Annotated in this window: 24 protein-coding genes; 15 read left to right on the top strand and 9 right to left on the bottom strand. The window is 39.1% G+C overall.

The window, feature by feature from the left end:
* The first annotated feature begins 8 nt into the window (after positions 1 to 8).
* The 5 genes from ACXPAV_RS05605 (at position 9) to aroG (ending at position 5,370) form a co-directional block, all read left to right on the top strand.
* Entirely contained in the window at positions 9 to 950 is a 942-nt protein-coding gene (locus tag ACXPAV_RS05605) for a 2-hydroxyacid dehydrogenase (protein WP_039083306.1), read from the top strand.
* Between the two features lie 107 nt (positions 951 to 1,057).
* Positions 1,058 to 2,242, top strand: a complete 1,185-nt coding sequence (locus tag ACXPAV_RS05600; RefSeq protein WP_458004304.1) for a lipoprotein-releasing ABC transporter permease subunit — start codon at positions 1,058 to 1,060, stop codon at positions 2,240 to 2,242.
* Entirely contained in the window at positions 2,235 to 2,954 is a 720-nt protein-coding gene (gene lolD / locus ACXPAV_RS05595; RefSeq protein WP_458004303.1) for a lipoprotein-releasing ABC transporter ATP-binding protein LolD, read from the top strand. The genes ACXPAV_RS05600 and lolD overlap by 8 nt, the downstream gene beginning before the upstream one ends.
* Entirely contained in the window at positions 2,954 to 4,204 is a 1,251-nt protein-coding gene (gene lolE, locus ACXPAV_RS05590; protein WP_458004395.1) for a lipoprotein-releasing ABC transporter permease subunit LolE, read from the top strand. The genes lolD and lolE overlap by 1 nt, the downstream gene beginning before the upstream one ends.
* Positions 4,205 to 4,281: 77 nt before the next feature.
* A complete protein-coding gene (gene aroG, locus ACXPAV_RS05585) occupies positions 4,282 to 5,370 on the top strand; it encodes a 3-deoxy-7-phosphoheptulonate synthase AroG (protein ID WP_458004302.1) in 1,089 nt (362 codons plus the stop codon).
* Positions 5,371 to 5,652: 282 nt separating this feature from the next.
* Here the strand turns inward: aroG and tsaB are convergent, their stop codons facing one another.
* Together tsaB and ACXPAV_RS05575 are read right to left on the bottom strand one after the other, a co-directional pair.
* Complete coding sequence (tsaB, locus tag ACXPAV_RS05580) at positions 5,653 to 6,366, bottom strand: tRNA (adenosine(37)-N6)-threonylcarbamoyltransferase complex dimerization subunit type 1 TsaB (RefSeq protein WP_458004301.1); 714 nt, start codon at positions 6,364 to 6,366, stop codon at positions 5,653 to 5,655.
* Entirely contained in the window at positions 6,363 to 8,297 is a 1,935-nt protein-coding gene (locus ACXPAV_RS05575; protein WP_458004300.1) for an ATP-dependent DNA helicase, read from the bottom strand. The genes tsaB and ACXPAV_RS05575 overlap by 4 nt, the downstream gene beginning before the upstream one ends.
* 135 nt (positions 8,298 to 8,432) lie before the next feature.
* Here ACXPAV_RS05575 and ACXPAV_RS05570 point away from each other — a divergent pair, with 135 nt between their 5' ends.
* Complete coding sequence (locus ACXPAV_RS05570; protein ID WP_458004299.1) at positions 8,433 to 9,260, top strand: D-hexose-6-phosphate mutarotase; 828 nt, start codon at positions 8,433 to 8,435, stop codon at positions 9,258 to 9,260.
* Between the two features lie 50 nt (positions 9,261 to 9,310).
* On the opposite strand, the gene ACXPAV_RS05565 is transcribed toward ACXPAV_RS05570, so the two are convergent.
* The 4 genes from ACXPAV_RS05565 to ppc form a co-directional block, all read right to left on the bottom strand.
* Positions 9,311 to 9,631 (bottom strand): HI1450 family dsDNA-mimic protein, encoded by a 321-nt coding sequence (locus ACXPAV_RS05565; RefSeq protein WP_039135810.1) that lies wholly within the window; start codon positions 9,629 to 9,631, stop codon positions 9,311 to 9,313.
* A gap of 22 nt (positions 9,632 to 9,653) precedes the next feature.
* Positions 9,654 to 10,154, bottom strand: coding sequence for an N-acetyltransferase family protein (locus tag ACXPAV_RS05560; RefSeq protein ID WP_458004298.1), 501 nt, complete (start codon positions 10,152 to 10,154; stop codon positions 9,654 to 9,656).
* Between the two features lie 15 nt (positions 10,155 to 10,169).
* Positions 10,170 to 10,718 (bottom strand): PadR family transcriptional regulator, encoded by a 549-nt coding sequence (locus ACXPAV_RS05555; protein ID WP_039135808.1) that lies wholly within the window; start codon positions 10,716 to 10,718, stop codon positions 10,170 to 10,172.
* A gap of 115 nt (positions 10,719 to 10,833) precedes the next feature.
* Entirely contained in the window at positions 10,834 to 13,470 is a 2,637-nt protein-coding gene (ppc, locus tag ACXPAV_RS05550; RefSeq protein ID WP_458004297.1) for a phosphoenolpyruvate carboxylase, read from the bottom strand.
* Positions 13,471 to 13,665: 195 nt separating this feature from the next.
* Between ppc and ACXPAV_RS05545 the strand changes: the two genes are divergently transcribed.
* Positions 13,666 to 14,106, top strand: a complete 441-nt coding sequence (locus tag ACXPAV_RS05545) for a YcgN family cysteine cluster protein (RefSeq protein ID WP_458004296.1) — start codon at positions 13,666 to 13,668, stop codon at positions 14,104 to 14,106.
* Between the two features lie 91 nt (positions 14,107 to 14,197).
* Here ACXPAV_RS05545 and ACXPAV_RS05540 read toward each other — a convergent pair whose 3' ends face one another.
* From ACXPAV_RS05540 to purE, 3 genes are all read right to left on the bottom strand, one after another.
* A complete protein-coding gene (locus ACXPAV_RS05540; RefSeq protein ID WP_458004295.1) occupies positions 14,198 to 15,388 on the bottom strand; it encodes an amino acid aminotransferase in 1,191 nt (396 codons plus the stop codon).
* Between the two features lie 97 nt (positions 15,389 to 15,485).
* Positions 15,486 to 16,574 (bottom strand): 5-(carboxyamino)imidazole ribonucleotide synthase, encoded by a 1,089-nt coding sequence (gene purK, locus ACXPAV_RS05535; RefSeq protein ID WP_458004294.1) that lies wholly within the window; start codon positions 16,572 to 16,574, stop codon positions 15,486 to 15,488.
* Positions 16,575 to 16,576: 2 nt separating this feature from the next.
* On the bottom strand, positions 16,577 to 17,077 hold the full coding sequence (gene purE / locus ACXPAV_RS05530) for a 5-(carboxyamino)imidazole ribonucleotide mutase (protein WP_458004293.1): 501 nt from the start codon (positions 17,075 to 17,077) through the stop codon (positions 16,577 to 16,579).
* A gap of 204 nt (positions 17,078 to 17,281) precedes the next feature.
* Between purE and pepN the strand changes: the two genes are divergently transcribed.
* The 8 genes from pepN to ACXPAV_RS05490 all read left to right on the top strand — a co-directional run bounded on the left by pepN (position 17,282) and on the right by ACXPAV_RS05490 (position 26,009).
* Positions 17,282 to 19,894, top strand: coding sequence for an aminopeptidase N (gene pepN / locus ACXPAV_RS05525; protein ID WP_458004292.1), 2,613 nt, complete (start codon positions 17,282 to 17,284; stop codon positions 19,892 to 19,894).
* A 73-nt stretch (positions 19,895 to 19,967) separates the two neighbouring features.
* Positions 19,968 to 20,984, top strand: coding sequence for a quinone-dependent dihydroorotate dehydrogenase (gene pyrD, locus ACXPAV_RS05520; protein WP_065230732.1), 1,017 nt, complete (start codon positions 19,968 to 19,970; stop codon positions 20,982 to 20,984).
* Positions 20,985 to 21,087: 103 nt separating this feature from the next.
* Complete coding sequence (locus tag ACXPAV_RS05515; RefSeq protein WP_458004291.1) at positions 21,088 to 21,633, top strand: cell division protein ZapC domain-containing protein; 546 nt, start codon at positions 21,088 to 21,090, stop codon at positions 21,631 to 21,633.
* Between the two features lie 16 nt (positions 21,634 to 21,649).
* Positions 21,650 to 22,489 carry a PHP domain-containing protein gene (locus tag ACXPAV_RS05510; RefSeq protein WP_458004290.1) on the top strand — a complete coding sequence of 280 codons (840 nt, stop codon included), beginning with the start codon at positions 21,650 to 21,652 and terminating at the stop codon, positions 22,487 to 22,489.
* Between the two features lie 77 nt (positions 22,490 to 22,566).
* Positions 22,567 to 23,190, top strand: coding sequence for an L-threonylcarbamoyladenylate synthase (locus tag ACXPAV_RS05505; protein WP_458004289.1), 624 nt, complete (start codon positions 22,567 to 22,569; stop codon positions 23,188 to 23,190).
* Positions 23,191 to 23,224: 34 nt separating this feature from the next.
* Positions 23,225 to 24,118, top strand: coding sequence for a 23S rRNA pseudouridine(2605) synthase RluB (gene rluB / locus ACXPAV_RS05500; RefSeq protein ID WP_458004288.1), 894 nt, complete (start codon positions 23,225 to 23,227; stop codon positions 24,116 to 24,118).
* Positions 24,119 to 24,139: 21 nt separating this feature from the next.
* Positions 24,140 to 25,111, top strand: coding sequence for an HTH-type transcriptional regulator CysB (cysB, locus tag ACXPAV_RS05495; protein WP_039171322.1), 972 nt, complete (start codon positions 24,140 to 24,142; stop codon positions 25,109 to 25,111).
* 211 nt (positions 25,112 to 25,322) lie between these two features.
* Positions 25,323 to 26,009, top strand: a complete 687-nt coding sequence (locus ACXPAV_RS05490; RefSeq protein WP_458004287.1) for an N-acetylmannosamine-6-phosphate 2-epimerase — start codon at positions 25,323 to 25,325, stop codon at positions 26,007 to 26,009.
* Positions 26,010 to 26,015 lie beyond the last annotated feature (6 nt).

Raw genomic sequence — 26,015 nt, 5'->3', positions numbered from 1 at the left:
AGCCGAATATGAAAATTGTATTTTTAGACAGTACCGCTATTCCTAAGCATATCCCGATTCCTCGCCCAAAGTTTGAACACGAATGGGTGGAATATGAATATACGCCGGCGGATCAGGTGATCGAACGGATGCAGGATGCAGAAATTGCCGTTACCAGTAAGGTGATTTTTAGTCGAGAAGTGATGCAACAATTGCCAAAATTGAAACTGATTGCGATCACAGCGACCGGTACCAATAATGTTGATCTTAATGCCGCAAAAGAGTTAGGCATTGCCGTTAAAAATGTTACTGGATACTCTTCCGTTACTGTACCGGAACACGTGCTCGGTATGATTTATGCTTTACGCCACAGCTTGATGGGGTGGTATCGGGATCAGCTCACTGATAAATGGGTGGAATGCAAACAGTTTTGTTATTTCGATTATCCGGTAAAAGATGTAAAAGGATCAGTCTTAGGTATTTTCGGGCGTGGTAATTTAGGGCGTGAAGTCGGACGTTTGGCAGAACTGCTCGGTATGAAAGTGCTGTTCGCTGAACATCGTGGTGCAGAAACTGTCCGTGAAGGCTATACCAAATTTGAAGAGGTATTGGCACAAGCTGATATTATTACCTTGCATTGTCCATTGACTGAAACCACACAAAATTTAATTAATCGTGAAACATTGGCACTTTGCAAGGACGGTGCGTTGTTGATCAATACCGGTCGTGGGCCGTTGGTGGATGAACAGGCAGTGTTTGAAGCACTATCTTCCGGAAAATTATCAGGCGCCGCATTGGATGTGATGCGTCAAGAGCCACCGGAAAAAGGCAATGTGTTAATGGAAGCGGCGAAGCGTTTACCAAATTTATTGATTACTCCGCATATTGCGTGGGCATCGGATTCTGCGGTAACCACTTTGGTGAATAAGGTGACACAAAATATTGAAGAATTTGTCGCCACCGGCAAATAAGCATTGAGCTTACAACAGCTATAAATCAAAGAATGGGTGTTTTCGCACCCATCATTTTTATTGGATTTAAATAAAACAGCTATTTAGGGTAAAAAATAAGGAAAATTATGTCGGTAAACGTCCCATTAATGGTGGCATTACGTTATTGGCGTTCTAAAAGCGGCGATCGTTTCGGTCGCTTAGTGACACGTTTGGCAGGTGTCGGAATCACCTTAGGCGTTATGGCATTAATCATTGTGCTATCGGTGATGAACGGATTGGAAAATTACCAGAAACAAAATGTACTGGAGAATATTCCGCAAGCGATCATTACTCCGCAACAAGCGCCATTTTCGTTAACACAAGATCAACTGCCGAAATTACCGAAATTTGTGACTAAAGTTGTGCCGATTAATCGTGCAAATGTAATTATGCAAAGCAGTGATGGCTTAAGTGCAGCGCAATTAATTGGGGTACAACAGCGTCAGGATGATCCGTTATTAAACGGCATTAATGAAAAATTAACAACCTTGTTGCCGGCAGGAGAATTTAATCTGATCATCGGTGCACAGCTGGCACGTCAAAATAACTTGGTTGTCGGTGATAAAGTGCGATTATTGATTCCGGAAAACAGTGTCTATACGCCGTTAGGGCGTATGCCGATGCAGCGTTTGTTCACAGTGGCAGCGATTTATCCTGACTGGAGTGCAGATAATCAGATCTTTGCTGCTTTGCAGGATGTGGGTAGATTATTACGTTTAAAGCCGGATCAAGTGCAGGGGCAACGTCTGTTTTTACAAGATCCTTTCTTGATTACCGAGTTACCGAACTATTTCCCGAAAGATAAATGGCAGATTGATGATTGGCGCAGCCAAAAAGGGGAGTTTTTCCAATCGGTGAAAATGGAAAAAAATATGATGTCGCTGTTGGTCAGTCTTATCATTTTGGTTGCAATTGCGAATATTGTTACTTCACTAAGCTTAATGGTATTGGATAAACAAAGTGAAATTGCCATTTTACAAACGCAAGGTTTTACTCGTTTGCAGGTGATGGCGATTTTTATCTATCAAGGGATGTTGATTGGGTTTTTAAGCACTCTTATTGGAGCAATATTGGGCATATTATCCGCCAATTACCTCACACCTGTTCTTAGCTGGTTTGATTCGTTAAGTTTTCCGTTACCAACCGTAATAGATCCGGAACAAATTATCGTGATCATTTTATTTTCATTAACTTTATCTTTTATTTCAACGCTTTATCCGGCATATCGAGCAGCAAAAATTGAACCGGCGGAGGCGTTACGCTATGAGTAATTTTATGACAGATACTACTAATCAGACACAACCATTATTAGCTTGTCAGCAGCTTTCTAAAATTTATCAAGAGGGCGATAAGCCAATGACAGTGTTACAGAATATCTCTTTTCAGTTATATCGCGGCGATTTAACGGCGATTGTAGGTAGCTCCGGATCAGGAAAAAGTACATTATTGCATCTATTGGGCGGATTGGATAAACCTTCTTCTGGCGAGGTTTTTTTGAACGGTAAACAATTATCTACACTTTCTGACCGTCAGGTCGCACAGCTACGCAATCGCCATTTAGGATTTGTCTATCAATTTCACCATTTAATGGCGGATTTTACTGCATTGGAAAATGCGGCAATGCCAATGTTGATTGCTGGAAAAGATCGCCGAGAAGCTTACCAACAGGCGGAGGTTATGTTAACAGCAGTGGGATTGACTCATCGTATTAATCATCGTCCTTCGGCACTATCTGGCGGTGAACGACAACGGGTTGCTATTGCCAGAGCATTGGTGAATAATCCTGACTTAGTGTTGGCGGATGAACCAACTGGTAATCTTGATCAAAAAACAACAGAAAATATTTTTGAATTAATTCAACAACTTAATCAAGAAAAAAACATTGCATTTTTATTAGTGACACACGATCTATCATTAGCGGCAAAATTACAGAAAAGATATCTTATGCGTGACGGGATACTTAGCATAGAGGAATGTTTATGATGAGTACGCCGTTTTTTATCAGCTGGCGTTATCAGCGAGCGAAACAGAAAAATCGCTTGGTTTCATTGATTTCGTGGTTTTCAACCTTAGGCATTGCGTTAGGTGTTGCTGTTTTAATTATTGGCTTAAGTGCAATGAACGGCTTTCAACGAGAATTGGATCAACGCATTTTGGCGGTTGTGCCACATATTGATATCAGTGGTTATCAAAAAGAGCCGATTCAAAATTGGCAAAAATTAGTACAAGCGTTGCAAACGAACAGAGAGATTAAAGGCATTTCACCTTATGTTACTTTCACTACTTTGGCGGAAGCCAGTGGTAAATTAAAAGTGATTCAAGTGAAAGGCGTTGAACCTAAATTATTGCAGCAAGTGAGTGCAGTTGGGCAATTTGTGTTGGATGGGTATTGGCAAACTTTTTCCGAAAAAAATCAAGGAATTATATTAGGTTATGGCATTGCTAAAGATCTCAATGTTAATGTCGGTGATTGGGTGTCATTATTGGTATCTAATCAAAATCAGCAAGAACTTAACAAAATGACACAACCTCAACGCCACCGTTTGCAGGTTGCTGGAATTTTGCGTTTAGACGGACAGCTAGATCACAGCTATGCGTTTATTCCATTAGCATTGGCTCAACAATATCTTGATTATCAACCTACACAGGTAAGTGGTGTTGAGGTTGCAGTTTATTCACCTTTTGCTGTCAATAATTTTGATTTTTCCTCACTAGCAGATTATCCACAAGTGTTAACAGCACATAGCTGGATAGAGCGTTTCGGTTATATGTATCGTGATATTTCGTTAATCAAAACCGTGATGTATCTTGCAATGGTGTTGGTGATTGGTATTGCTTGTTTTAATATTATTTCTACCTTAATTATGGCTGTGAAAGACAAACAGGGGGACATTGCCATTTTGCGTACATTAGGTGCTAACAGTGGTTTTATACGCCGAATTTTCCTCTGGTATGGCTTATTTTCCGGAATGAAAGGCTGTTTATGGGGGATTATTTTGGGTATTGTGGTGGCGCTGAATTTAACCGAGATTATTTACGTGATTGAAAAAATCTTCCATACTAAAATTTTATCGGATGGCGTTTATTTTATTGATTTTATGCCGAGTGAATTGCATTTCAGTGATGTTGGTTTGGTATTTGTTGCTACTTTGCTATTAAGTTTGCTTGCCTCACTTTATCCGGCAATTCGTGCAGCAAAATTACAACCGGCGAAAGTTTTAAATAATCATTAAAAAAGTGTTGAAAATAAAACATTATATGCTAGTATTTGCACTAGTTTAGTAGTACATAAAAACAAGAGAGTATTTAAATGGCAGTGATTAAAAAAGATATTCGTATTGAAAACGATGATGTTCGTATTGCAAAAGTAGAGCAACTTCTTCCCCCGATTGCATTATTGGAAAAATATCCGGCAAGTAAAGTCGCAGCAAAAACCGTTAAACAGGCTCGCCAAGCAGTACATAATATTTTACACAAAGAAGATGATCGCTTATTGGTTGTTATTGGGCCTTGTTCAATTCACGATCCTGAAGCAGCATTGGATTATGCGAAACGTTTAAAAGTGTTGCGTGAAGAATTGAAAGGTGAACTGGAAGTGATTATGCGTGTCTATTTTGAAAAACCACGCACAACTGTGGGTTGGAAAGGTTTAATTAACGATCCTCATCTAGATCACACTTATGCTCTTAATGATGGTTTAAGAATGGCACGTAAATTATTATCAGATATTAATGATCTTGAAGTGCCATCAGCCGGGGAGTTTTTAGATATGATCACGCCACAATATATTGCTGATTTTATGAGTTGGGGGGCAATTGGTGCAAGAACAACCGAATCTCAAGTGCATCGTGAATTAGCATCCGGTTTATCCTGTGCGGTTGGTTTCAAAAACGGCACTAACGGTGGTGTAAAAATTGCATTAGACGCTATTGGTGCAGCAGAATCAGGACACTATTTCTTGTCTGTTACCAAATTTGGTCATTCTGCGATTGTGGCTACAAAAGGAAACAATGATTGTCATATTATTTTACGTGGTGGCGATAAAGGTCCGAATTACTCAAAAGAACACGTCTTAAAAGTGGCGAATGACATTGAAAAAAGTGGCAGAATCCCACACGTAATGATCGATTTTAGCCACGCAAACAGTTCAAAACAGTTCAAAAAACAACTTGAAGTGTGTGATGATGTTTGTCGTCAATTAAGCGAAGGTTCAACCCATATTTTCGGGGTAATGATTGAAAGCAACCTTGTTGAAGGTCGTCAAGATATTATTGATGGTAAAAACTCACTGGTTTATGGGAAAAGTGTAACTGATGCTTGCATTGGCTGGGAAGATACCGAAAAATTGTTATATGATCTTGCCGAAGCCGTGAAAGCTAGACGTGCAAAACTTGCTTAGTTATTTTCAAAATATGAGGTAATACGGGGTGAAATATTTCACCCCGTATTTTTTCTGAATACAATTTAAAACCTCGCTCTTTATGGTAGGGTTAGCTGTTCTTTTAGTCTTTTCTAATCAGTATTTATTGTTTGATGGTTAGTTTGTTAAATATCAAAATGTATGAAGTTTTATAGAAAGAATAAAGAACATTTAGATGAATTTTCATTCTCCGGTGAGCAAATAAGTCTCTTAAAATTCAAAAAATGATGGTATGTAAATTAGCAACCATCATTTTTTTAATTATTCTCTTCCCGGAAGTTTTTTCCAAGTGACTTCATTGCGTAAATAGACCGGTTCGAGTGCGGTGGCAGAGATGGAGTTATTTTGGGCATAGGCTAGTTTTGCAAGAGATAACATATATTTAGCGGAAGGCAAAGTGATGTTGCTCTCTTTAGCCGAAACAGCGGAAAGCTCAGGATATGCTGCCCAACCGGTGCCGACTTTAAGTGCATTTTCATAGTTTGCAGTTAATTGTGAAAGCAAATTTTGTGGCGCAATCACTTGTTCTTCAATAATAGTTTGCCAATGATCATATTGCACGCCGTTTACCGTAACGGCTTGATATTGCAGTTGTGAAAAATAGACTTCATTCATTCTGGCATCAATAGCACTTAACACGCTTTTTGCTTGTTGTTGCTCATAAGCGGCTTGTGCCATAGCGGTTAATGTTGAGACAGGGTAGAGCGGTAAATCTGCACCCAACGCCAACCCTTGCGCAACAGAAACGCCAACACGTACACCGGTAAAACTGCCGGGACCACACCCTAATACAATACCATCAACTTGCGTTAATTTGATTCCGGATTGTTGCAGTAATTGATCTATCATCGGCAAAATACGCTGAGTATGTGTGCGTTGTGCGATTTCATCGAAAAAAGTCACTTCATCGTTAAAAAGTAATGCAACGGAACAGGCTTCAGTTGAAGTGTCCAATGCGAGTAAAGTAGGTTTCATTCTGTTTTATCCTTAATTTTTTGCAAAAAATTGATTACTTTAGTTAAATCCCGAGTACGCTTTGCTGGTGGGAGGCTTTGTAAAAATTGTTGTCCATAGGGGCGTGTTACAATACGAGAATCACAAATGATGATTGCACCGCGATCATTAATATCGCGAATTAAACGCCCTACACCCTGTTTTAAAGTAATAATGGTTTCAGGAATTTGAATATCATTGAAGGGATCACCGCCTTGCAGACGACAATCTTCAATGCGTGCTTTGAGCAGCGGTTCGTCCGGTGAAGCAAATGGCAATTTATCAATAATGACCAAAGAAAGTGCATCGCCACGAACATCAATGCCTTCCCAAAAACTTTGGGTTGCAACAAGAACAGTATGCTTGTTTTGCGTAAATTGTTGCAATAATTTGCTTTTGTTGGTTTCTCCTTGTAGTAACACATTTAAATGGCTATGTTGGCGAAAGTAATCAGCAAAGCCTTTCATCATAAAAATTGAGGTGCAAAGCACAAAACAATTCCCTTGATTAGTTTCAATAATCGGTAACAGCATTTGAGCTAATTGTTGTAGCGTATTGCCACGGTTGCTTGCCGGAAGATAACGTGGAATACAGAGTAGAGCTTGCTCTTCATAATTGAAAGGGCTATGCAAAATTTTCTTCTGTGCATTGATAATACCTAACTCGGCAGCAAAATGGGAAAAATTATCGCCGGAATCTAGTGTGGCAGAAGTGAAAATCCACGCCGCTTGCTGTTTTTCCAGCTGTAACTGAAATTTATCGGCAATGGTCAATGGGGTGATGTGCAGGCTAAACTGTTTACCGAATATTTCAAACCAGTAACAGTAACCAACTTGTTGTACCTGTGCTAAACGGTCGCTTAATTTTATTAAATCTTCAATGCGTTCGATAATGCGATCCAATGTTTCGTTACGCTTTTCTCCTTTTTTTGCTACTTCCAGTAGAAATTTCAATTTATCTTGTAGTTGCTGAAAAGCTTTGACAATTTCATCTTTGGCAAAGAGTTGCCGTAAATCACCACGTTGGTTATCCAATCCAAAGGTTAAGCGGAAATCTTGAGTAATTTTTTCCAATAAATCACTTGCTTTGCCTAATTGCGTCATATCTTTCAGTTCAGAGCGGTAAACTAGATTAACATCACGACAAAGTTCGAAAATTTGGCGAGAACTGAGAGTTTCACCAAAATATTGGCAGGCTACAGTAGGCAATTGGTGAGCTTCATCAAAAATAATAACATCGGCATTGGGAATGAGTTCTCCGAAACCGTTCTCTTTAATCGCCATATCAGCGAAAAAGAGATGATGATTGATGACGACTAAATCGGCTTCAATCGCTTTTTGACGAGCTTTTAACACAAAACACTCTTTATAAAACGGGCAATCCGCACCAAGGCAGCTTTCTGTGGTGCTGGTTAGTTGTGGAATAATGGCACTGTCTTCCGGCAGTGCATTACACTCGCTTAAATCGCCGGATTTTGTTGCATTGCGCCATTTTTGCACCGCTTTTAAATCTTTTAATAGCGAACGATCACCTAAAATACCGCGATGGTAGATTTTATCCAACCGATCTAAACAGAGATAATTTGCTCTTCCTTTAAGTAGAGCGATTTTACCATCAAACTTCATAGCCTTAATAATAGTGGGGAGATCACGCTGAAATAGCTGATCTTGCAAATTTTTAGAACCGGTGGAAATAATGGTTTTTTCTTTATTGAGCAGTGCTGGAATTAAATAGGCGAAAGTTTTGCCTGTGCCTGTGCCGGCTTCAACAATGAGTTGTGATTGTTTTTCTATTGTATTTAATACGGCTGTTGCCATCTCAAGCTGTTCAAGGCGAGGTTGAAATTTGGCGATAGATTTACTGAGTAAGCCATCAGTGGAGAAAATTTGTTGTAGTTGTTGGATTTTTGACATTTTTACCAGTAATTTTTTAGAAAAGTTTTAACTATCTCAATAAATGGGAGAATTTTCAGATTATAACTTTTTTTCACGCACTAATCGATCTATGCTAGCACCAATATTTTCCGATTATTTTTTGAGGTATAAATAATGACATTTTCGCTGTTAAACAAAATGCAGTTTATTGAACAGATTCATCCCAATATTTCTCTGCAACGCTATAATGAAATTTCGATGATTGTGGTGGAACACGAAACCGGTCGGGCGATTGTTTCGTTGCAGGGGGCGCAATTATTAAGCTGGCAACCTAAGTATGCGGCGCAGGATATATTATGGTTGAGTGATGCAGAACCTTTTAAACAAGGAATTGCAATTCGTGGTGGTATACCGATCTGTTATCCGTGGTTTGGTGCAAATGGCGAACCGGCACACGGTTTTGCGCGCTTGCGGCAATGGGTGTTGAGTGATTGGCAAGTATCCGAACACGAAGTGAAGTTAATTTTTGGGCTATATTCCGAAAATAATATTGCGATTGCGCGAGTAAGAATGGCATTTTCTGAAGACTGCCGTGTTAAATTTACCCAATTGGATAACAGCGAAGCACAAGTGGCATTGCATACTTATTTTAATATTGGTGATATTGAGAAAACCACAATTTTTGGGCTACCTAAACATTGCTTTGATTCTGCCGCCAAAGAGGAGATTGATGTGGCATCACCATTGTCTATTCATCAACATACTGATTATATATATTCTGGTGAAAACCGTATTAATCATATTGAAGATAAAGCAAATGCGCGTTTTATTGAGGTGGAACATCATAATGCGAGCAATGTTGTAGTATGGAATCCGTGGCATAAAGTGACCAGTGCGATGAACGAATATGGATACCGCACAATGCTTTGTGTAGAAACTGCACGGATTGATCAAAAAATTAAACAGGATGATTCAGTTGAAGTGCGTATTGCACAACAATAGTCAACAAAAATCTGTCTAACGGTTAACAGTTAGGCAGATTTTTATTTATATTATTCTTTCCAAATAATGTGATATTGACGATCCTGTTCTTGATGTGAAATCAAAATTTTGGCAAAAATATCATCCATTTCATCATTATCATTAATTAATCCAACCCAGACTTCAGCAAATTCATCAGGATCAATCAATACACCGATTTCATTGTCCCAATTATCACTGGTTTCAACCATTTCAACTGCACCACGTTGCTCAAATTGAAGGTTAAACAATATAATATCAGCAGGATCAAGATTTTCTGGCGCCATTTCAAGAAAAATATCATAGGCGATATCGATTGCTGTATCCGGATCGAGTTTTTGAATTTCAGTCATAAAAATACCTGTGTAAGTGAAATTAAACTAATAGCTCATAAATATGAACATCTAAAAATTGTTCGTGTTTGTAGCCGACCTGATGCAGTGTTCCGACTTTATTAAAACCGAATTTTTGGTGTAAAGTAATACTTGCTAAATTGGTTCCTGTAATTAATGACACGATTAAATGGGTGGCGGAATCTTTTTTAGCCAGCTCAATAATGGCACTCATTAATTGTGAGGCGATACCTTGCCGTCTTGCCGATGGTGCAATATAAACAGAAAGTTCAACTGTTGAATTGTATGCTGCTTTTTCCGCATAGCGAGAGAGTGAGGCATAACCAAGCACTTCACCGTCACGTTCGGCAATCAATAGTGGATGATTATTTTTGTTGTGTTCATCAAACCAACTTTGTCTTTCCATAAGTGACTTAGGCTGTAAATCAAAGGTGGCAACACCATTAATGATTTCGTGATTATAAATGTCTAGTAATGCTGGTAAATCCTGCTGTTGTGCTGGTCTAATAATTGTAATGGGCATCTTTTTCTCCTTTCATTATTTCTGTTGCAACAACTGTAGCATAGGCAATAGATCCTGTTCTAACCATTGCAGATTGACATACTCTTGGCGAATACTACGCTTTAGCAACAGAATCATTAACGTATCATAAAGTGTTTTTTCCTCAAGCAGTTCTAATTCCTGCATCAATTTTTGCATATTTTGGATATTTTGCTGATGAGCGAGCTGTCGTTTTTTTACTGCGCTGAATGCCATTTGCGGATGACATTTTAATGCTGCCAAAATGCGAGAGATAAACTCATCTCGTAAAATTCCGTTTGTTAGCGTGCTTTCCAATAGCCATTTTTTCAGCTGTTGTTCACCCTGATCGGTTAATTGATACTCTTTGCGATCGGGTTTTCCCTGTTGGAAGTGCAGCGAAAAAGAGATTAAGCCCTGTTTTTCTAATAAATTTAATTCTCGATAGACCTGTTGGTGTGTTGCTTGCCAGATTAAGCCATAAGTTTGCGAAAATTTTTTACTGATGTCATAACCGGTGGCAGCTTGATGCGCCAGAATTGAAAGTATTGTGTGAGATAACGCCATAACTGTTTAGGATAAATAAGAATGGGCAATATTCTACTGAATTTAGGCGAATTTATACAGTCAGAAAAAACGGCAGCCATTTGCTGCCGTTTTGTTGCTCTTGTTTTGCTAAAAACTAACCTGTATTACGCATTCCGGCAGCAATACCGGTGATGGTAATCATCAACGCCTGTTCCAAAGCGTGGTTATTTTCACCGCTGCGTAAACGGCGCAATAATTCCACCTGCAGCAAATTGAGCGGATCGGTGTAAATGTTACGCAGTTTGATCGATTCGGCAATCCACGGCAGATCTGCCATCAACCGATCTTCGTGTGACAGTGAAAGCAAGGTTTGAATATCCGCTTTTAGCTGTTCACGTAATGATTTCCCTAAGTACCATAGATTTTCCGGCACTAAACGTTGATCGTAATATTCGGCTAACCATAAATCGGTTTTACTGAATACCATTTCGACCATTCCGATACGCGTGGAGAAAAACGGCCAAGATTTACACATTTGTTCAATGGTTGACCTTTTACCCTGTTCAAATAGGGTGCGCAATGAAGCTCCGACACCAAGCCACGCCGGCAACATTAAGCGATTCTGCATCCAAGCAAAAATCCAAGGAATTGCACGTAAACTTTCAACACCACCGGTCGGGTTTCTTTTTGCCGGACGTGAACCAAGCGGCAATCTTGAGAGTTCCTGCTCCGGTGTTGCAGCACGGAAATAAGGCACGAAGTTGGCATTTCCACGAACGACTTGACGATAAATTTCACAAGAAGTATCCGCAAGTTCATCCATAATTTCACGCCAAGCCTGTTTCGGGTTGGGTGGCGGTAACAGATTGGCTTCTAAAACGGCACTGGCATAAAGATCTAAGCTTTGCACTGCCACTTCCGGCAATCCCAATTTGAAGCGAATCATTTCACCCTGTTCGGTTACGCGTAAACCATTTTTCAAAGATTTAGGTGGTTGAGAGAGCAGAGCAGCGTGAGCCGGCGCGCCGCCACGACCGATAGTCCCACCGCGACCGTGGAACAGGGTCAATTCAATGCGACGATCTTCACAAAGATTGACCAGTGCTTCTTGCGCACGATATTGCGCCCACGAAGCCGCCATCATTCCGGCATCTTTGGCAGAATCGGAATAGCCGATCATAATCATCTGTTTGTTATTGATAATGCCGCGATACCAGCCGATATCAAACAGTTGTTGCATTACGCTTTCAGCGTTATCCAAATCATCCAAGGTTTCAAATAATGGCACTACCGGCAGCGCATATTTAATGCCGGCTTCTTTTAGCAACAGATGCACAGCCAACACATCAGACGCAGTACGCGCCATTGAAATAATGTAACAAGAGATAATGCCTTGCGGCTGTTGTGCCACAATTTTGCAGGTATCCAAAATCTCTTTTGTTTCCGCAGAAGGGTGCCAATCTTGCGGAATTAACGGTCGGCGTGAGCTTAATTCACGCACGAGAAATGCCTGTTTATCATCTTCACTCCATTGTGAATAGTCGCCTAGCCCGATGTAGTGTGTAATTTCAGCAATAGCCTGTTGGTGGCGTGTGCTTTCTTGACGAATATCCAACCGAGAGAGGGTAACGCCGAAACAACGCACTCGGCGTAAACAGTCAAGTAACAAACCGTTTGCGATAATTCGCATTCCGCACGCACAGAGTGATTGATAGCAATCATATAGCGGTTGCCACAACTGTTCATCAGTGGTAATAATCTGTTCCGGATTAATGGTTGGTGTGCGGTTGGCCAATTTATCATCAAAATAGTTGAGCGTATTGCTAAGACGAACACGCAGATCTTTTACCACCGCACGGTAAGACTCTTCGTGATTGCCATATTTTTGTGTAAATTCGGCAGAACATTCAATCATTGAAAGCTCATCAGAGAGCTGTTGAATATCGGTAAGAAAGAGTTCCGCCGCTTTCCAGCGCGCCAAATAAAGCACTTTTTGTGTCACTTCGGCAGTAACAAACGGATTACCGTCACGGTCGCCACCCATCCAAGAGGAGAAGCGGACAGGGGCTAAATCAACCGGTAATTGGAATTGTAAATGTTGTTCCAAATCCTGATTTAACTGGCGTAAAAATTGTGGTACCGCAGACCATAAGCTATTTTCAATAACGGCAAATCCCCATTTAGCTTCTTCAAATGGAGTAGGGCGTTGTGTGCGAATTTCATTGGTGTGCCAAGCCTGAGCGATTAATTGCAACAGACGGCGTTCAATTTGTTGGCGTTCAAGTGCGGTTAAATCGGCATTTTCCAATTTACGCAGGCAGTTATTGATCTCAACATATTTATGCACCAAAGAACGGCGAGTCACTTCAGTCGGGTGGGCAGTTAATACCAGCTCAACTAACAGTTGTTGAACGGCTTCAATTATCTGCTGTTTTGAAATGCTGTTATCCAGTTTTAAACGGTCAAGCAAGGTGGCGATAGAACGTTCCGACATCACTTCATCAGTATGATGACGGGAGATGGTTTGGTATTGTTCGGCAATATTCGTGAGGTTTAAAAATTGACTGAAAGCACGAGCCACCGGAATGATATTATCCGGTGAGATATTTTCTAATGTTTGTAACAGTTGTTGGCGTGCCTGTTCATCGCCGGAACGAGAGCTTTTTGATAAAATTCTTATTTTTTCAATAAGTTGAAGAATATCATTACCTTGAGCATCGCTAATGGTTTCGCCCAGAAGATGCCCAAGCATATTAATATTGTTGCGCATTGCAGAATATTGTTCGATCATTGTTGTACCTCATTTCACTTTCGATAGCGGTAGATATAACAAAAAAGAGAGAATAAGGTCAAACGATAATTAATTTATTTAATAAAAAAATTGGTTTGTTAGATTATTTTTAACAAAATATTTCTTTTTTTAGAAATAATTTTAGAAAAATTGCAATTTTAGTAGGGATTAAGATAAAAACGGAGTGGTTGAAAAATGGCACTAAGTGAACAGTTTTGGCAACAGAAAAGTTTGTTGGAAATGGATGAGGATGAATGGGAAGCGTTATGTGATGGTTGCGGTAAATGTTGTTATCGAAAGTTTATTGAAGGAAGAGGTAAACGGCAACGGCTCTATTTTACCCGTATTGCTTGCGATTTGTTGGATTTAGAAACTGGGCGCTGTCAAAATTATAGCCAACGTTTTAAATTGATGCCGGACTGTACTAAATTAACCAAGAAAAATTTGCCTGATTTCACGTGGTTGCCGAAAACCTGTGCTTATCGATTACTGTATGAGGGCAAACCTTTACCGGAATGGCATCCGCTGTTGGTGGGGAATCAATCTGAAATGCACAAAGCTAATGTGATGGTTACAAATGGTATTCACGAACAGGATGTGATTGATTGGTTTGAGTTTGTGGTGGATGAGTTTTGACTCGGTTGAATTGTAAATTTTATATGCTGCTATGTCATAAAAAAGTCGCTCGATGAGGAGCGACTTGATCTAATCAGTGATTAAAGTACTTTCACAATACTTTCACAATACTTTCACATAAATAGTCGATATTTTGTTCGGTGATGCCAGCGACATTGATACGACCGGAACGAACAGCATAAATGGCAAATTCTTCTTTTAAGCGATCAACCTGTTCAGGGCTTAATCCACTAAAAGAGAACATCCCGTTTTGTTGAATAATAAAATCGAAATTCTGTTTTGCACCGTGTTTAGCCAGCAATTCCACAAATTTTTGACGCATTGCTTTGATTCTGCCACGCATTTCATCCAATTCAGCAATCCATTCCGCTTTTAGCTGTGCATCATTTAAAACGGTTGCAACAGCACTCGCACCGTGAGATGACGGGTTAGAGTAAAGGGTACGAATGATAACTTTAATTTGGCTGAATGCTTTAGTAGCAATTTCTTCATTGGCAGCAACAAGTGTGAATGCGCCGACACGTTCGTTGTATAAACCGAAGTTTTTGGAATAAGAACTGGCTACTAACAATTCTTGATGGTTTGCGGCAAAAGTGCGTAAGCCGACCGCATCTTCTTCCAAACCGTTAGCAAATCCTTGATAAGCAAAATCGAATAACGGCAACCAGCCTTTTTCAGCCGACATTTTTGCTAATGTTGCCCATTGTTCCGGTGTAGGATCGATACCGGTCGGGTTATGGCAACAACCGTGGAATAACACGACATCACCTGCTTGCGCATTTTCCAAATCGGCGATCATTCCTGCCCAGTCTAAACCGTGAGTCGCTTTGTCGTAATAACGATAATCACAGATATTCATTCCGACCGCTTTAAAAATGGCGTTATGGTTTGGCCAAGTCGGTGCGCTGATCCAAACATTTTTTGCTGAAGTTTGACGTTTAATAAATTCAGCGGCAATACGCAATGCACCGGTACCGCCAAGGCTTTGTGCTGTTTTCGCACGTTTATTTTTGACAATGTCGTGATCAGCACCGAATAATAAAATTTGTGTTTGACGATTAAAATCAGCTAAACCGTCAATGCCAAGATAGTTTTTGGTATTTTCATTGGCAAGTAGACGTTTTTCAGCCTCTTTTACTGCTTTAACAATAGGGGTTTGACCGTTGGCATCTTTATAAACGCCGATACCAAGGTTAACTTTATTACTGCGTGAATCAGCTTTAAATGCTTCACCTAAACCAAGAATAGGATCAGCCGGAGCGGCTTCAATATGTTCAAACATCAGATTTTCCTTCTACATAATTGTTGTGTTAACAGTGTGCTAGTTATACCGTTAAAGCGTTGACTTTGACAAGTGTTTCTAGCGATTTAATTTTATTTTATGCAATTTGTAATTGCTGTTTTGCCCAAGCTAAACCGGATTGGTAATCGTCCGGCAGTAACGGTTCAAGTTGGTTTAAAATCTCTATCAGCTGCATATTATCAGGATGTGCAATATTGATATGCCCCAATTTTCTGCCGGCTCTCACCTCTTTGCCATACCAGTGTAGTTGAGAATAAGGCAATGCCAACCACTCTTTTTGATGTTCGGTGCCGATAATATTGACCATTACGGTCGGCATTCTTGCGACTAATTTGGGCGTCGGTAAATTCAATAATGCACGTAGATGAAGCTCAAACTGGCTGATATTTGCGCCTAGTTGTGTCCAGTGTCCGCTGTTATGTACACGTGGCGCGAGTTCATTGATCAACAATTTATCACCCACCACAAAACATTCCATCGTCATGACGCCGACATAATCCAAATGTTGCATAATTTTACCAAGCATACGTTCCGCTTCAGTCTGCATCGGGTGCAGCTTGGTTGATGATATTACACTGTAACGTAGAATACCTTGTTGCTGTAAATTTTGTGTTATTGGATAAAAATAGGTACGACCATCGGCGAATCTAGCTCCAACCAAAGAAACTTCGCTATCAAAAGGGATAAAAGCTTCAGCGATAGTTTGATCGAATAATTCTTTCATAATAACATCAGTGTTATGTTGATCAACAATCCATTGACCTCGACCATCATAACCTCCGGTACGACGTTTCACTACCACTTTTTCACCAATACTTTGCCAAACCTGTTGCCACGAGGTTTGTGCCGTTAAATGTAGCCAAGGAGAAGTAGCAAGTTCAAGCTGATCAAGCAATTGTTTCTGGGTAAGGCGATCTGCAAGATAAGCAAAAATATTTTTATTAATGAAATTTGGGTGAGAAGAAAGCTGTTCGGTTAATGGAGTTTGCTCCCAACGTTCAATTTCGGCTGTTATCAACGCTTGTTGCTCCAATTCAAACAGAGCTTGTTGGAATGCAAGAGGTACAACATTAATATCTAAAGGCGCACCGGCATAACGTAACATTCGACCTAATTGTCCATTACCTAAAACGTAAATTGTTGGATAAAGAGAACTTTTTTGCATAATTATTGATCTATAACTCGTGGATCGGGATGATTTAATACATCGTCAGTTTGTTGTTGGCGAAATTGACGTAAACGATTGCTTAAATCAGCATTAAAAACGCCAAGAATTTGTGCTGCAAGTAACCCTGCGTTTGCCGCACCGGCAGGCCCAATTGCCAATGTACCGACCGGAATGCCTTTTGGCATCTGTACAATAGAATATAAACTATCTACACCACTCAACATTGAGCTTTTTACTGGCACGCCAAGTACAGGAACAAGAGTTTTAGCTGCTAACATTCCAGGCAAATGCGCTGCACCGCCAGCTCCAGCAATAATAACTTTATAGCCATTTTCAGCAGCAGTTTCAGCAAATTGGAATAATTTATCGGGGGTACGATGAGCAGAAACAATTTCAACGTGATAAGGAATTTGTAATTGATCGAGAATATTGGCGGCTTCTTGCATTGTATTCCAGTCACTTTTGGAACCCATTACAATCGCAATTTCAGTTTGAGGCATAGCATAATTTCCTAGTAGTGAATTTGAAGGTATAAGGATAGCATTTATTGATAAGCAGTGAAATATGACAATCACATTTGAATTGAAATCAAAGATAACGACAATAGGAAGAAACCATTGAAAATCCTTGAAAGGAGATTGCAACTTGAGAAATAAAACTTTATCCTAACAAACGTTTTTTTATATTTTATGGATGGAAGATTTATGTTACCAAAAGCTAAATATCGGAAAGATTATAAAAAGCCTGATTACACAATTAGTGATATTTTTCTTGAATTTCAACTCGATGCACAACAAACCAAAGTCACGGCAAAGAGCTTGGTGCATAAATTAAATCCAGAAGCGACCAAATTACATCTTGATGGACAAAGCTTAGATTTAGTTTCAATCAAACTGAACGATGAACCATTTTCTCAATATGAAAAAGTAAATGATGGTTTGATTTTAGATTTAGAAACGATTGTACGTGATAAATTTGAATTAGAGATTGTTACCTTAATTTCTCCAGCGAAAAATACATCGTTACAGGGGTTGTATCAATCCGGAGAAGCTCTTTGTACACAATGCGAAGCGGAAGGTTTCCGTCAAATTACTTATATGTTGGATCGTCCTGATGTGTTGGCACGTTACAGCACACGTATTATCGCTGATAAAACTCAATATCCAATATTACTTTCTAATGGTAACCGTGTTCGTCAAGGGGATTTGGATAATGGTTTTCATTGGGTAGAATGGCAAGATCCTTTCCCGAAACCAAGCTATCTTTTTGCATTGGTGGCAGGTGATTTCGATGTATTGCGTGATACTTTCACCACACGTAGCGGACGCGAAGTGGCATTGGAACTTTATGTTGATAAAGGTAATTTAAATCGTGCTGATTGGGCAATGGTCAGTTTGAAGAAAGCAATGAAATGGGATGAAGATCGCTTTGATCTCGAATACGATCTTGATATTTATATGATTGTTGCTGTTGATTTCTTTAATATGGGGGCAATGGAAAATAAAGGTTTAAATATCTTTAACTCTAAATTTGTATTGGCAAACCCACAAACTGCAACTGACAATGATTACCTTGACGTAGAAAGAGTTATTGCCCACGAATATTTTCATAACTGGACAGGTAACCGTATTACTTGTCGAGATTGGTTCCAACTCAGCTTAAAAGAGGGGTTGACTGTTTTCCGAGATCAAGAGTTTTCATCTGATACCGGTTCTCGTACTGTGAATCGAATTAATAATGTGAAATTCCTTCGTGCAGTACAATTTGCTGAAGATGCCAGTCCGATGGCACACCCGATTCGCCCAGAAAAAGTAATTGAAATGAACAATTTTTATACCGTTACTGTTTATGAAAAAGGGGCGGAAGTAATTCGTATGATTCATACGCTTCTAGGAGAAGAAAAATTCCAAGCAGGAATGAAATTGTATATTGCAGAAAATGATGGAACAGCAGCAACTTGTGAGGATTTTGTTTCTGCAATGGAACGTGCTTCTGGGGTCGATTTAACTCAATTCCGTCGTTGGTATAGTCAATCTGGTACGCCGGAATTAAACATAACAGATGAATATGATACCAATACTTTGACCTATCGCCTGCATATCAATCAAATGACTCCGCCAACTTTGGATCAAATGGATAAAGTCAATCTACATATTCCAGTTCGTGTTTCCCTGTATGACGAAGCAGGACAAGTGTTGCCATTGAAAGTGCAAGGTGTTGAATTAAGTTCCGATGTGCTGAATATTACACAATATGAACAGACTTTTGAATTTTCACCAGTATACAAAAAACCGGTTCCAGCATTATTAAACGAATTTTCTGCGCCGGTTAAATTAGAATTTCCTTATAGTAAACAACAGTTGATTACCTTAATGAAATTTGCGGAAAACGGTTTTATTCGTTGGGATGCTAGCCAGATGTTATTGGCTAATGAATTACGCCAAAATTTACAGCATTATCAACAAAATGAAACAATGCAACTTTCGGAGGAATTTATTCAGGCACTGCACTATTTGCTGGATAATTATAATCAAGATATTGAATTGACAGCATTAATTTTGACATTGCCGAAAGAAACTGAGTTTGCAGAGTTATTCAAAACCATTGATCCATCAGGTATTCGTGCAGTGCGTAGTTTTATGCAGAAAGAGATTGCTTCTACCTTGAAAGATCAACTATTGCGTTTATATAACTTTACACAGCAAGATGAATATCATATTGATCAGAAGAGTATCGCTTTACGTAGCTTCAATAATGTCTGTTTAAGTTATTTAGCCTTTACCGAATTAGGTAATACGTTAGTGTATAAACATTATACCCACGCTAATAATATGACTGATACTTTGGCGGCATTATCTATGTCAACTCAAGCACAACTAGCTTGCCGTGATGAGTTATTGACAGATTTTGAGCAAAAATGGCAACACGATGGATTAGTGATGGATAAATGGTTTGCGCTGCAGGCAACTCGTCCGGATGAGGATGTGTTAGAAATTGTGCAGAATTTGATGAAACATCCAAGTTTTAATTTTAATAATCCGAATCGGTTACGTGCATTAGTAGGTAGTTTTTGTTCACAAAATCCAAGTGCATTCCACGCAATTGATGGTTCAGGCTATCGTTTCTTAGTTGATGTTTTGATTCGTTTAAATAGTTCAAATCCACAGGTGGCAGCACGTTTAATTGAACCATTAATTCGTTTGTCACGATATGACAATCAGCGACAAACCTTGATGAAGCGCGGTTTGGAACGTTTGAGAGAAGTAGAAAATCTTTCTCGTGATTTATTTGAGAAAATAGACAAGGCATTACAATAAACTAAAAGAGAGGCACTAGCCTCTCTTTTTCTATTAAAATATTACAGTTAACTATCCAGCGAGGTGTACGAGTATGTATCAAATAATTCGCAAAGCCCTATTTTCATTAGATGCGGAAAAAGCTCACGAATTAACAATTCATTTATTGGGGATGGTCGGTCGCAGTCCGGCAAAATGTTTGCTTGAGAAATATTTTCAAGTTACAGGAACACCAAAACAATGTATGGGAATTACTTTTAAAAATCCGATTGGATTAGCAGCAGGTGCAGATAAAAACGCTGAAGCAATTGACGGTTTCGGCACATTAGGTTTTGGTTTTATTGAGGTGGGAACGGTAACGCCATTACCGCAACCCGGTAATGCAAAACCTCGACAATTTCGTTTAATTTCTGCAGAAGGAATAATTAATCGAAACGGTTTTAATAACGATGGCGTGGATAAGGTGATCGAAAATATTAAGAGATCTCGCTATGACGGAGTATTGGGAATTAATATTGGTAAAAATACTTTTACACCTGTAGAAAAAGGACGAGATGATTATTTGCTCTGTTTAGAAAAAGTATATCCATATGCTGATTATATTACTGTCAATATTTCATCACCGAACTCTCCGGGATTGCGTCAATTACAATATGGCGAGTTATTGGAAGATTTATTAGGCGCATTAAAACAGAAACAAAAAATATTAGCAGCACAACAAAATAAATATGTTCCGATAGCTTTAAAAATTGCACCAGATTTAACAGAAGAAGAGTTGGTTGCGATTGCAGATAGCTTACGCCGTCATCAATTTGATGGCGTAATTGCCACTAATACTACTTTATCAAGAGATATGGTTACCGGTTTGGAAAATTCGGATCAACAGGGTGGATTAAGTGGTAAGCCATTACAAGATTTAAGCACTAAAATTATCGCGAGGTTATATCAAGAATTAAAAGGTGATATTCCAATTATCGGCAGTGGAGGTATTGATAGTGTGGAAAATGCTCAGCAAAAAATGGAAGCAGGTGCAGAATTATTGCAACTTTATTCCGGTTTAATTTATCACGGACCAAATTTGGTACAGGAATTAGTAAAAAATATTGCATAATAAAGGAAAATTTAGAGAAAAGTGTTATTTAAATCGCACTTTTCTCTTTTTTTTATCATATAATCAACCACATCATTATTTTATTTTTAGGTAAGTTATTTTTATGGCATTCAATAATAAGTGTAAATGGAGCTATGATAGTGTGCGAGATCGCCTCACTGCAATATTACCTAATGATACAATTGTTGAAACAACACTAAATAAAAATGTGCTGAATAGAGATGGAATGGGAAATAGCACTTTTGAAGTAGCTGATTTTGATTTAGTAAATCACTTTATTGATATCTTATCGCCATTGCAATTATCAGAAGAGGTTTGTCATCAATTAGCTTATAGTGCTGTTGCCTGTCGCCATTTTTTATTGCCTAAACAACAACAAAATTGGTTTTTTACTTTACTTGAACAATCTCAAATGCCGACAAATATTGGGTTGGCAAAGTGCTTAATCTCGCAAAGTCAAATATGGGCAACATTATTAATTACCGATATTGAAGGGGGAATTGCTAGTGTGATTGTTTTAGATGAACAAATAAAATTACCAAATTCTCAATTTCAGTTCGGTGATGTTTTTCGAATTAACATTAATCGACTTGAATCTCTGATGATTGAAGTTTCCGCACCGCAAGCGATATTCCAACAATACGCATAATTAATTTGAGAACATAATGCAAAAGTTATCACAGATTTCTGCAACAAAAATCGATCTTCATTCCCACAGTAATGCTTCAGATGGTGTATTGTCGCCAACAGCATTAATTGCCCGCGCCAAAGAACAAGGCGTTGAGGTGTTGGCATTAACCGATCACGATACGATCGATGGCCTTGCCGAAGCAAAAATAGCAGCTCATAAGCAACAAATTACCTTAATCAGCGGAGTTGAAATTTCAACAGTGTGGCAAAACAAAACTATTCATATTGTGGGGCTAGATTTCGATGCAACTCATCCGGCAATGACTGAATTATTGCAACGACAAGCACAATTACGTTATACCAGAGCGGTGGAAATTGGTGAAAAGTTTAAAAAATTTGGATTGGAAAATGCTTTTGCTGAAGCGCAGGCTTTGACCAGTGGTGAGGTAACGCGAGCGCATTATGCACGTTATTTAGTCAATATCGGTATGGTAAGCAATGAAGGGCAAGCCTTTAAGCGTTATCTTTCTCAAGGAAAGCCTTGTTACGTCAAAGCAAATTGGTGTGATATTCCGACAGCGATAGAGGTTATCCATCAAGCTGGCGGCATTGCGGTGGTGGCACATCCGATGCGTTATCAGATGACGAATAATAAAATCCGTACTCTGATTGAGGATTTCCAACAATGGGGTGGCGATGCGGTCGAAATTGCCGGTGGCGTTGATCACAATCAGCAAAAAATGTTAATTCAGTGGTTGGGCAAATTATCACTGTCTGCTTCTGTCGGTTCAGATTTCCATTATCCGTGCGGTTGGATAGAATTGGGCAAAAACTTAACTATTCCTGAAAATGTTAAAACAGTTTGGCAACGATAATATAAATCTTTTGTGATTTTAAGAGCGAATGCGTTATATAATAAGCCGTTTTTGTTGTCACAATACAGGAGGGTGTTATGAGCCAGTTTTTCTATATTCATCCGGATAATCCCCAACAACGTTTGATCAATCAAGCTGTCGATATTCTACGTGACGGCAGTGTTATCGTTTATCCGACAGATTCCGGATATGCATTAGGTTGTATGCTCGGCGATAAACACGCAATGGATCGCATTATTCGTATTCGTAAATTGCCCGAAGGGCATAATTTTACTTTGGTTTGTAGCGATCTATCGGAGTTATCCAACTATTCATTGGTTACCAATACTGTTTATCGTTTGATTAAAAATAATACACCGGGGCGTTATACCTTTATATTAACAGCAACGAAAGAGCTACCGAGACGTTTAATGACCTCTAAACGTAAGACTATTGGTATTCGCGTGCCAGATAATAATATTGCGTTGGCGTTATTAAAAACATTAGGTGAACCTATTCTCTCCTGCTCCTTGATGCTGCCGGGAGAAGAATATTTCACTTTATCTGATCCGGAAGAAATTCGTAACTTATTGGAAAATCAAGTTGATTTAATTATACACGGTGGTTATCTTGGGCAAGATCCGACAACAGTAGTCGATTTAACGGTTGAGCCTCCAATGATTTTAAGAAAAGGCAGCGGTAGCATTGAACCTTTTATTTAACTATTAGACGTCTGTGAAGACGACAAGGAGATTTATGCAACTCAAGCAAAATGAGAAAGAAAATACAGACAAAATTGTCGGTGAAAAATTACAAAAAATATTGGCTCGTACCGGTATCGGATCACGCCGTGAGGTGGAAACGATTATTGCGGCGGGGCGTGTAAGCGTGAATGGTAAAATTGCCTCATTAGGTGATCGTGTTGAAGTAAAAAACGATACCAAAATTCGTGTCGATGGACAGCTGGTTTCATTAATTGCTGCACGCAAAGATATTTGTCGAGTTTTAATGTATTACAAACCAGAAGGAGAACTATGTACCCGTCACGATCCTGAAGGACGAGCGACCGTTTTTGAGCGCTTACCTCGCATTAATAATGCTCGTTGGGTGTCGGTTGGACGTTTGGATATTAATACTTCAGGTTTATTATTATTTACTACGGATGGAGAATTAGCTAATCGCTTAATGCATCCTAGCAAAGAAGTTGAACGTGAATATTCAGTACGCGTATTTGGTCACGTGACAGAGCAAATGCTGGCAAAATTGCGTAAAGGTGTGCAATTAGAAGATGGCCCTGCAAGTTTTAAAAAGATTTCTGCACAAGGTGGTCAAGGAATGAATCAATGGTTTTCCGTCACCTTAACGGAAGGTCGAAATCGTGAAGTCCGTCGATTATGGGAGTCACAAGGCATTCAGGTGAGTCGTTTAATCCGTACTCGTTACGGTAATATTGACTTGATGAAAGGCTTACCTCGTGGCGGTTGGGTTGAATTACCGTTAGAAAAAGTAAATTATTTGCGCCAGTTGGTTGATTTACCTCTCGAAACTGAAAGCAAAGTGGACAATAAAAATTCACGCTCATTCAAATCGAATCAAATTCGTAAAGCGGTTAAACAACATTCACTCAAAAAACGTTATCAAAAACGTTAATGTGGTCTTCGGGGAGGAAGAATGAAGTTACAACAATTACGTTATATTGTTGAAATTGCAAATAATAATTTAAACATTACTGATGCTGCAAAGTCACTTTATACTTCCCAACCCGGTATTAGTAAACAGGTTAAATTGTTAGAAGATGAGCTTGGATTATCAATTTTTGAACGTAACGGTAAACATATTCAAAGTTTAACACCTACCGGAGAAAAAATTATTGCAATTGCTCGTGAATTATTGGTGAAAGAACAGAGTATTAAAGCAATTGCCGATGAGCATAAACGCCCAGACGTCGGCACATTGCGCATTGCCACCACTAATACTCAGGCACGCTATAAATTGCCGGAAGTAGTAAAAACGTTTGTCAAACGTTATCCAGATGTTAGTTTGCATATTCATCAAGGCTCACCACAACAAATTTATGAATTGCTGCTTTCAGGTGAAATTGATTTGGCAATTATTACTGAAGCACAATATTTATTTGAAGATGCTATTTTATTGCCTTGTTATATGTGGAATCGTTCTGTGATTGTAAAGAAAGACCATCCATTAGTGGAAGTTGAACATTTAACCATAGAAGAGTTGGGGAAATATCCGCTCGTTACCTATATCTTCGGTTTTACTGGGCGTTCCGATCTTGATTATGCCTTTAATCGTGAGGGTATTTTGCCAAATACTGTTTTTACAGCAACAGACGCAGACGTGATCAAAACCTATGTACGTCTTGGTTTGGGTGTTGGCATTATGGCATCGATGGCTTATAGCGATCAGGATAGCGATTTGGTTGCAATTGATGCCAGCCATCTTTTCAAAGCCAGTATGACGCAAATTGCATTCAAAAAAGGCTCATTTTTACGCCGTTATACTTATGACTTTATTAATATTTTTGCACCACATCTAACACGCTCCCAAGTGGAAACTGCTGAACAGATTCGTGATAATGATATGATTCGCAAAATGTTTGATGACGTTGAGTTGGAATATCTTTAAATCTTATAGCAGCAAATTATGCAGAGAATTTTACTCTGCATAATTTTTTAATTTTCTCCTCCATTTGATTGTAAAATCCCTCCATTTTTGCAAAAAAGTGAGATCTTGATCTCAAAAAAAAATTATTTTGCTTGTTCTTAAGATGACATAAGAGTAAATTACACCCATTATGAAGTCTAACTTCTATTTTAATAAAATTACTGGAGTTTATATGTCAAATTTAAATCAACAAGAAATTTTGGCAGCAATTAAGCACGGTTTAATTGCTTCTTGTCAACCGGTCGATGATGGTCCAATGGATCATCCTGAAATTGTCGCTGCAATGGCGCAGGCTTCAGTGATTGGCGGTGCCGCTGGTTTACGTATTGAGGGGATTGATAATTTAAAAGCAACAAGACCAACCGTCAATGTACCAATTATTGGCATTGTTAAACGCGATTTGCCAGACAGTCCGGTGCGGATTACGCCATTTTTAGACGATATTGAAGAACTTGCAGCAGCAGGAGCAGATATCATCGCTTTTGACGGCACCTTTCGTACTCGTCCGACAAGTATTGAAGAAACTGTGAAAAGAATTAAAGCATTGGGAAAACTTTCAATGGCAGATTGCTCTACTTTTGATGAGGGGATATTCTGCCAAAAATTAGGTGTTGATTTGATTGGTAGTACAATGTCTGGTTATACCGGAGGTACAGTGCCGTTAGAGCCGGATTATCAATTAGTAATTGATTTAGCAAAAGCCGGTTGTCGAGTAATGGCAGAAGGGCGTTACAACACACCTGAATTAGCTAAAAAAGCGATTGAGATTGGCGCACATTCAGTCACGGTCGGATCGGCGTTGACTCGTTTGGAACACATCGTCAGCTGGTTTGCGGATGCAGTCAAATCAGCAAAATAGGGAGAA

The organism is Gallibacterium sp. ZY190522, assembly GCF_054166015.1.
This window is presented reverse-complemented; position numbering and strand designations above follow the sequence as displayed.

Bases quoted from the DNA above. Each gene is read 5' to 3' on its own strand.
- rluB (WP_458004288.1), top strand. From the start codon at position 23,225: ATGCAACTCAAGCAAAATGAGAAAGAAAATACAGACAAAATTGTCGGT.
- ACXPAV_RS05510 (WP_458004290.1), top strand. From the start codon at position 21,650: ATGCAAAAGTTATCACAGATTTCTGCAACAAAAATCGATCTTCATTCC.
- ppc (WP_458004297.1), bottom strand. From the start codon at position 13,470: ATGATCGAACAATATTCTGCAATGCGCAACAATATTAATATGCTTGGG.
- ACXPAV_RS05560 (WP_458004298.1), bottom strand. From the start codon at position 10,154: ATGCCCATTACAATTATTAGACCAGCACAACAGCAGGATTTACCAGCA.
- cysB (WP_039171322.1), top strand. From the start codon at position 24,140: ATGAAGTTACAACAATTACGTTATATTGTTGAAATTGCAAATAATAAT.
- ACXPAV_RS05540 (WP_458004295.1), bottom strand. From the start codon at position 15,388: ATGTTTGAACATATTGAAGCCGCTCCGGCTGATCCTATTCTTGGTTTA.
- purE (WP_458004293.1), bottom strand. From the start codon at position 17,077: ATGCCTCAAACTGAAATTGCGATTGTAATGGGTTCCAAAAGTGACTGG.
- pyrD (WP_065230732.1), top strand. From the start codon at position 19,968: ATGTATCAAATAATTCGCAAAGCCCTATTTTCATTAGATGCGGAAAAA.
- ACXPAV_RS05545 (WP_458004296.1), top strand. From the start codon at position 13,666: ATGGCACTAAGTGAACAGTTTTGGCAACAGAAAAGTTTGTTGGAAATG.
- ACXPAV_RS05600 (WP_458004304.1), top strand. From the start codon at position 1,058: ATGTCGGTAAACGTCCCATTAATGGTGGCATTACGTTATTGGCGTTCT.
- ACXPAV_RS05575 (WP_458004300.1), bottom strand. From the start codon at position 8,297: ATGTCAAAAATCCAACAACTACAACAAATTTTCTCCACTGATGGCTTA.
- ACXPAV_RS05555 (WP_039135808.1), bottom strand. From the start codon at position 10,718: ATGGCGTTATCTCACACAATACTTTCAATTCTGGCGCATCAAGCTGCC.
- tsaB (WP_458004301.1), bottom strand. From the start codon at position 6,366: ATGAAACCTACTTTACTCGCATTGGACACTTCAACTGAAGCCTGTTCC.
- ACXPAV_RS05565 (WP_039135810.1), bottom strand. From the start codon at position 9,631: ATGACTGAAATTCAAAAACTCGATCCGGATACAGCAATCGATATCGCC.
- lolE (WP_458004395.1), top strand. From the start codon at position 2,954: ATGAGTACGCCGTTTTTTATCAGCTGGCGTTATCAGCGAGCGAAACAG.
- aroG (WP_458004302.1), top strand. From the start codon at position 4,282: ATGGCAGTGATTAAAAAAGATATTCGTATTGAAAACGATGATGTTCGT.
- ACXPAV_RS05490 (WP_458004287.1), top strand. From the start codon at position 25,323: ATGTCAAATTTAAATCAACAAGAAATTTTGGCAGCAATTAAGCACGGT.
- ACXPAV_RS05515 (WP_458004291.1), top strand. From the start codon at position 21,088: ATGGCATTCAATAATAAGTGTAAATGGAGCTATGATAGTGTGCGAGAT.
- pepN (WP_458004292.1), top strand. From the start codon at position 17,282: ATGTTACCAAAAGCTAAATATCGGAAAGATTATAAAAAGCCTGATTAC.
- lolD (WP_458004303.1), top strand. From the start codon at position 2,235: ATGAGTAATTTTATGACAGATACTACTAATCAGACACAACCATTATTA.
- purK (WP_458004294.1), bottom strand. From the start codon at position 16,574: ATGCAAAAAAGTTCTCTTTATCCAACAATTTACGTTTTAGGTAATGGA.
- ACXPAV_RS05605 (WP_039083306.1), top strand. From the start codon at position 9: ATGAAAATTGTATTTTTAGACAGTACCGCTATTCCTAAGCATATCCCG.
- ACXPAV_RS05570 (WP_458004299.1), top strand. From the start codon at position 8,433: ATGACATTTTCGCTGTTAAACAAAATGCAGTTTATTGAACAGATTCAT.
- ACXPAV_RS05505 (WP_458004289.1), top strand. From the start codon at position 22,567: ATGAGCCAGTTTTTCTATATTCATCCGGATAATCCCCAACAACGTTTG.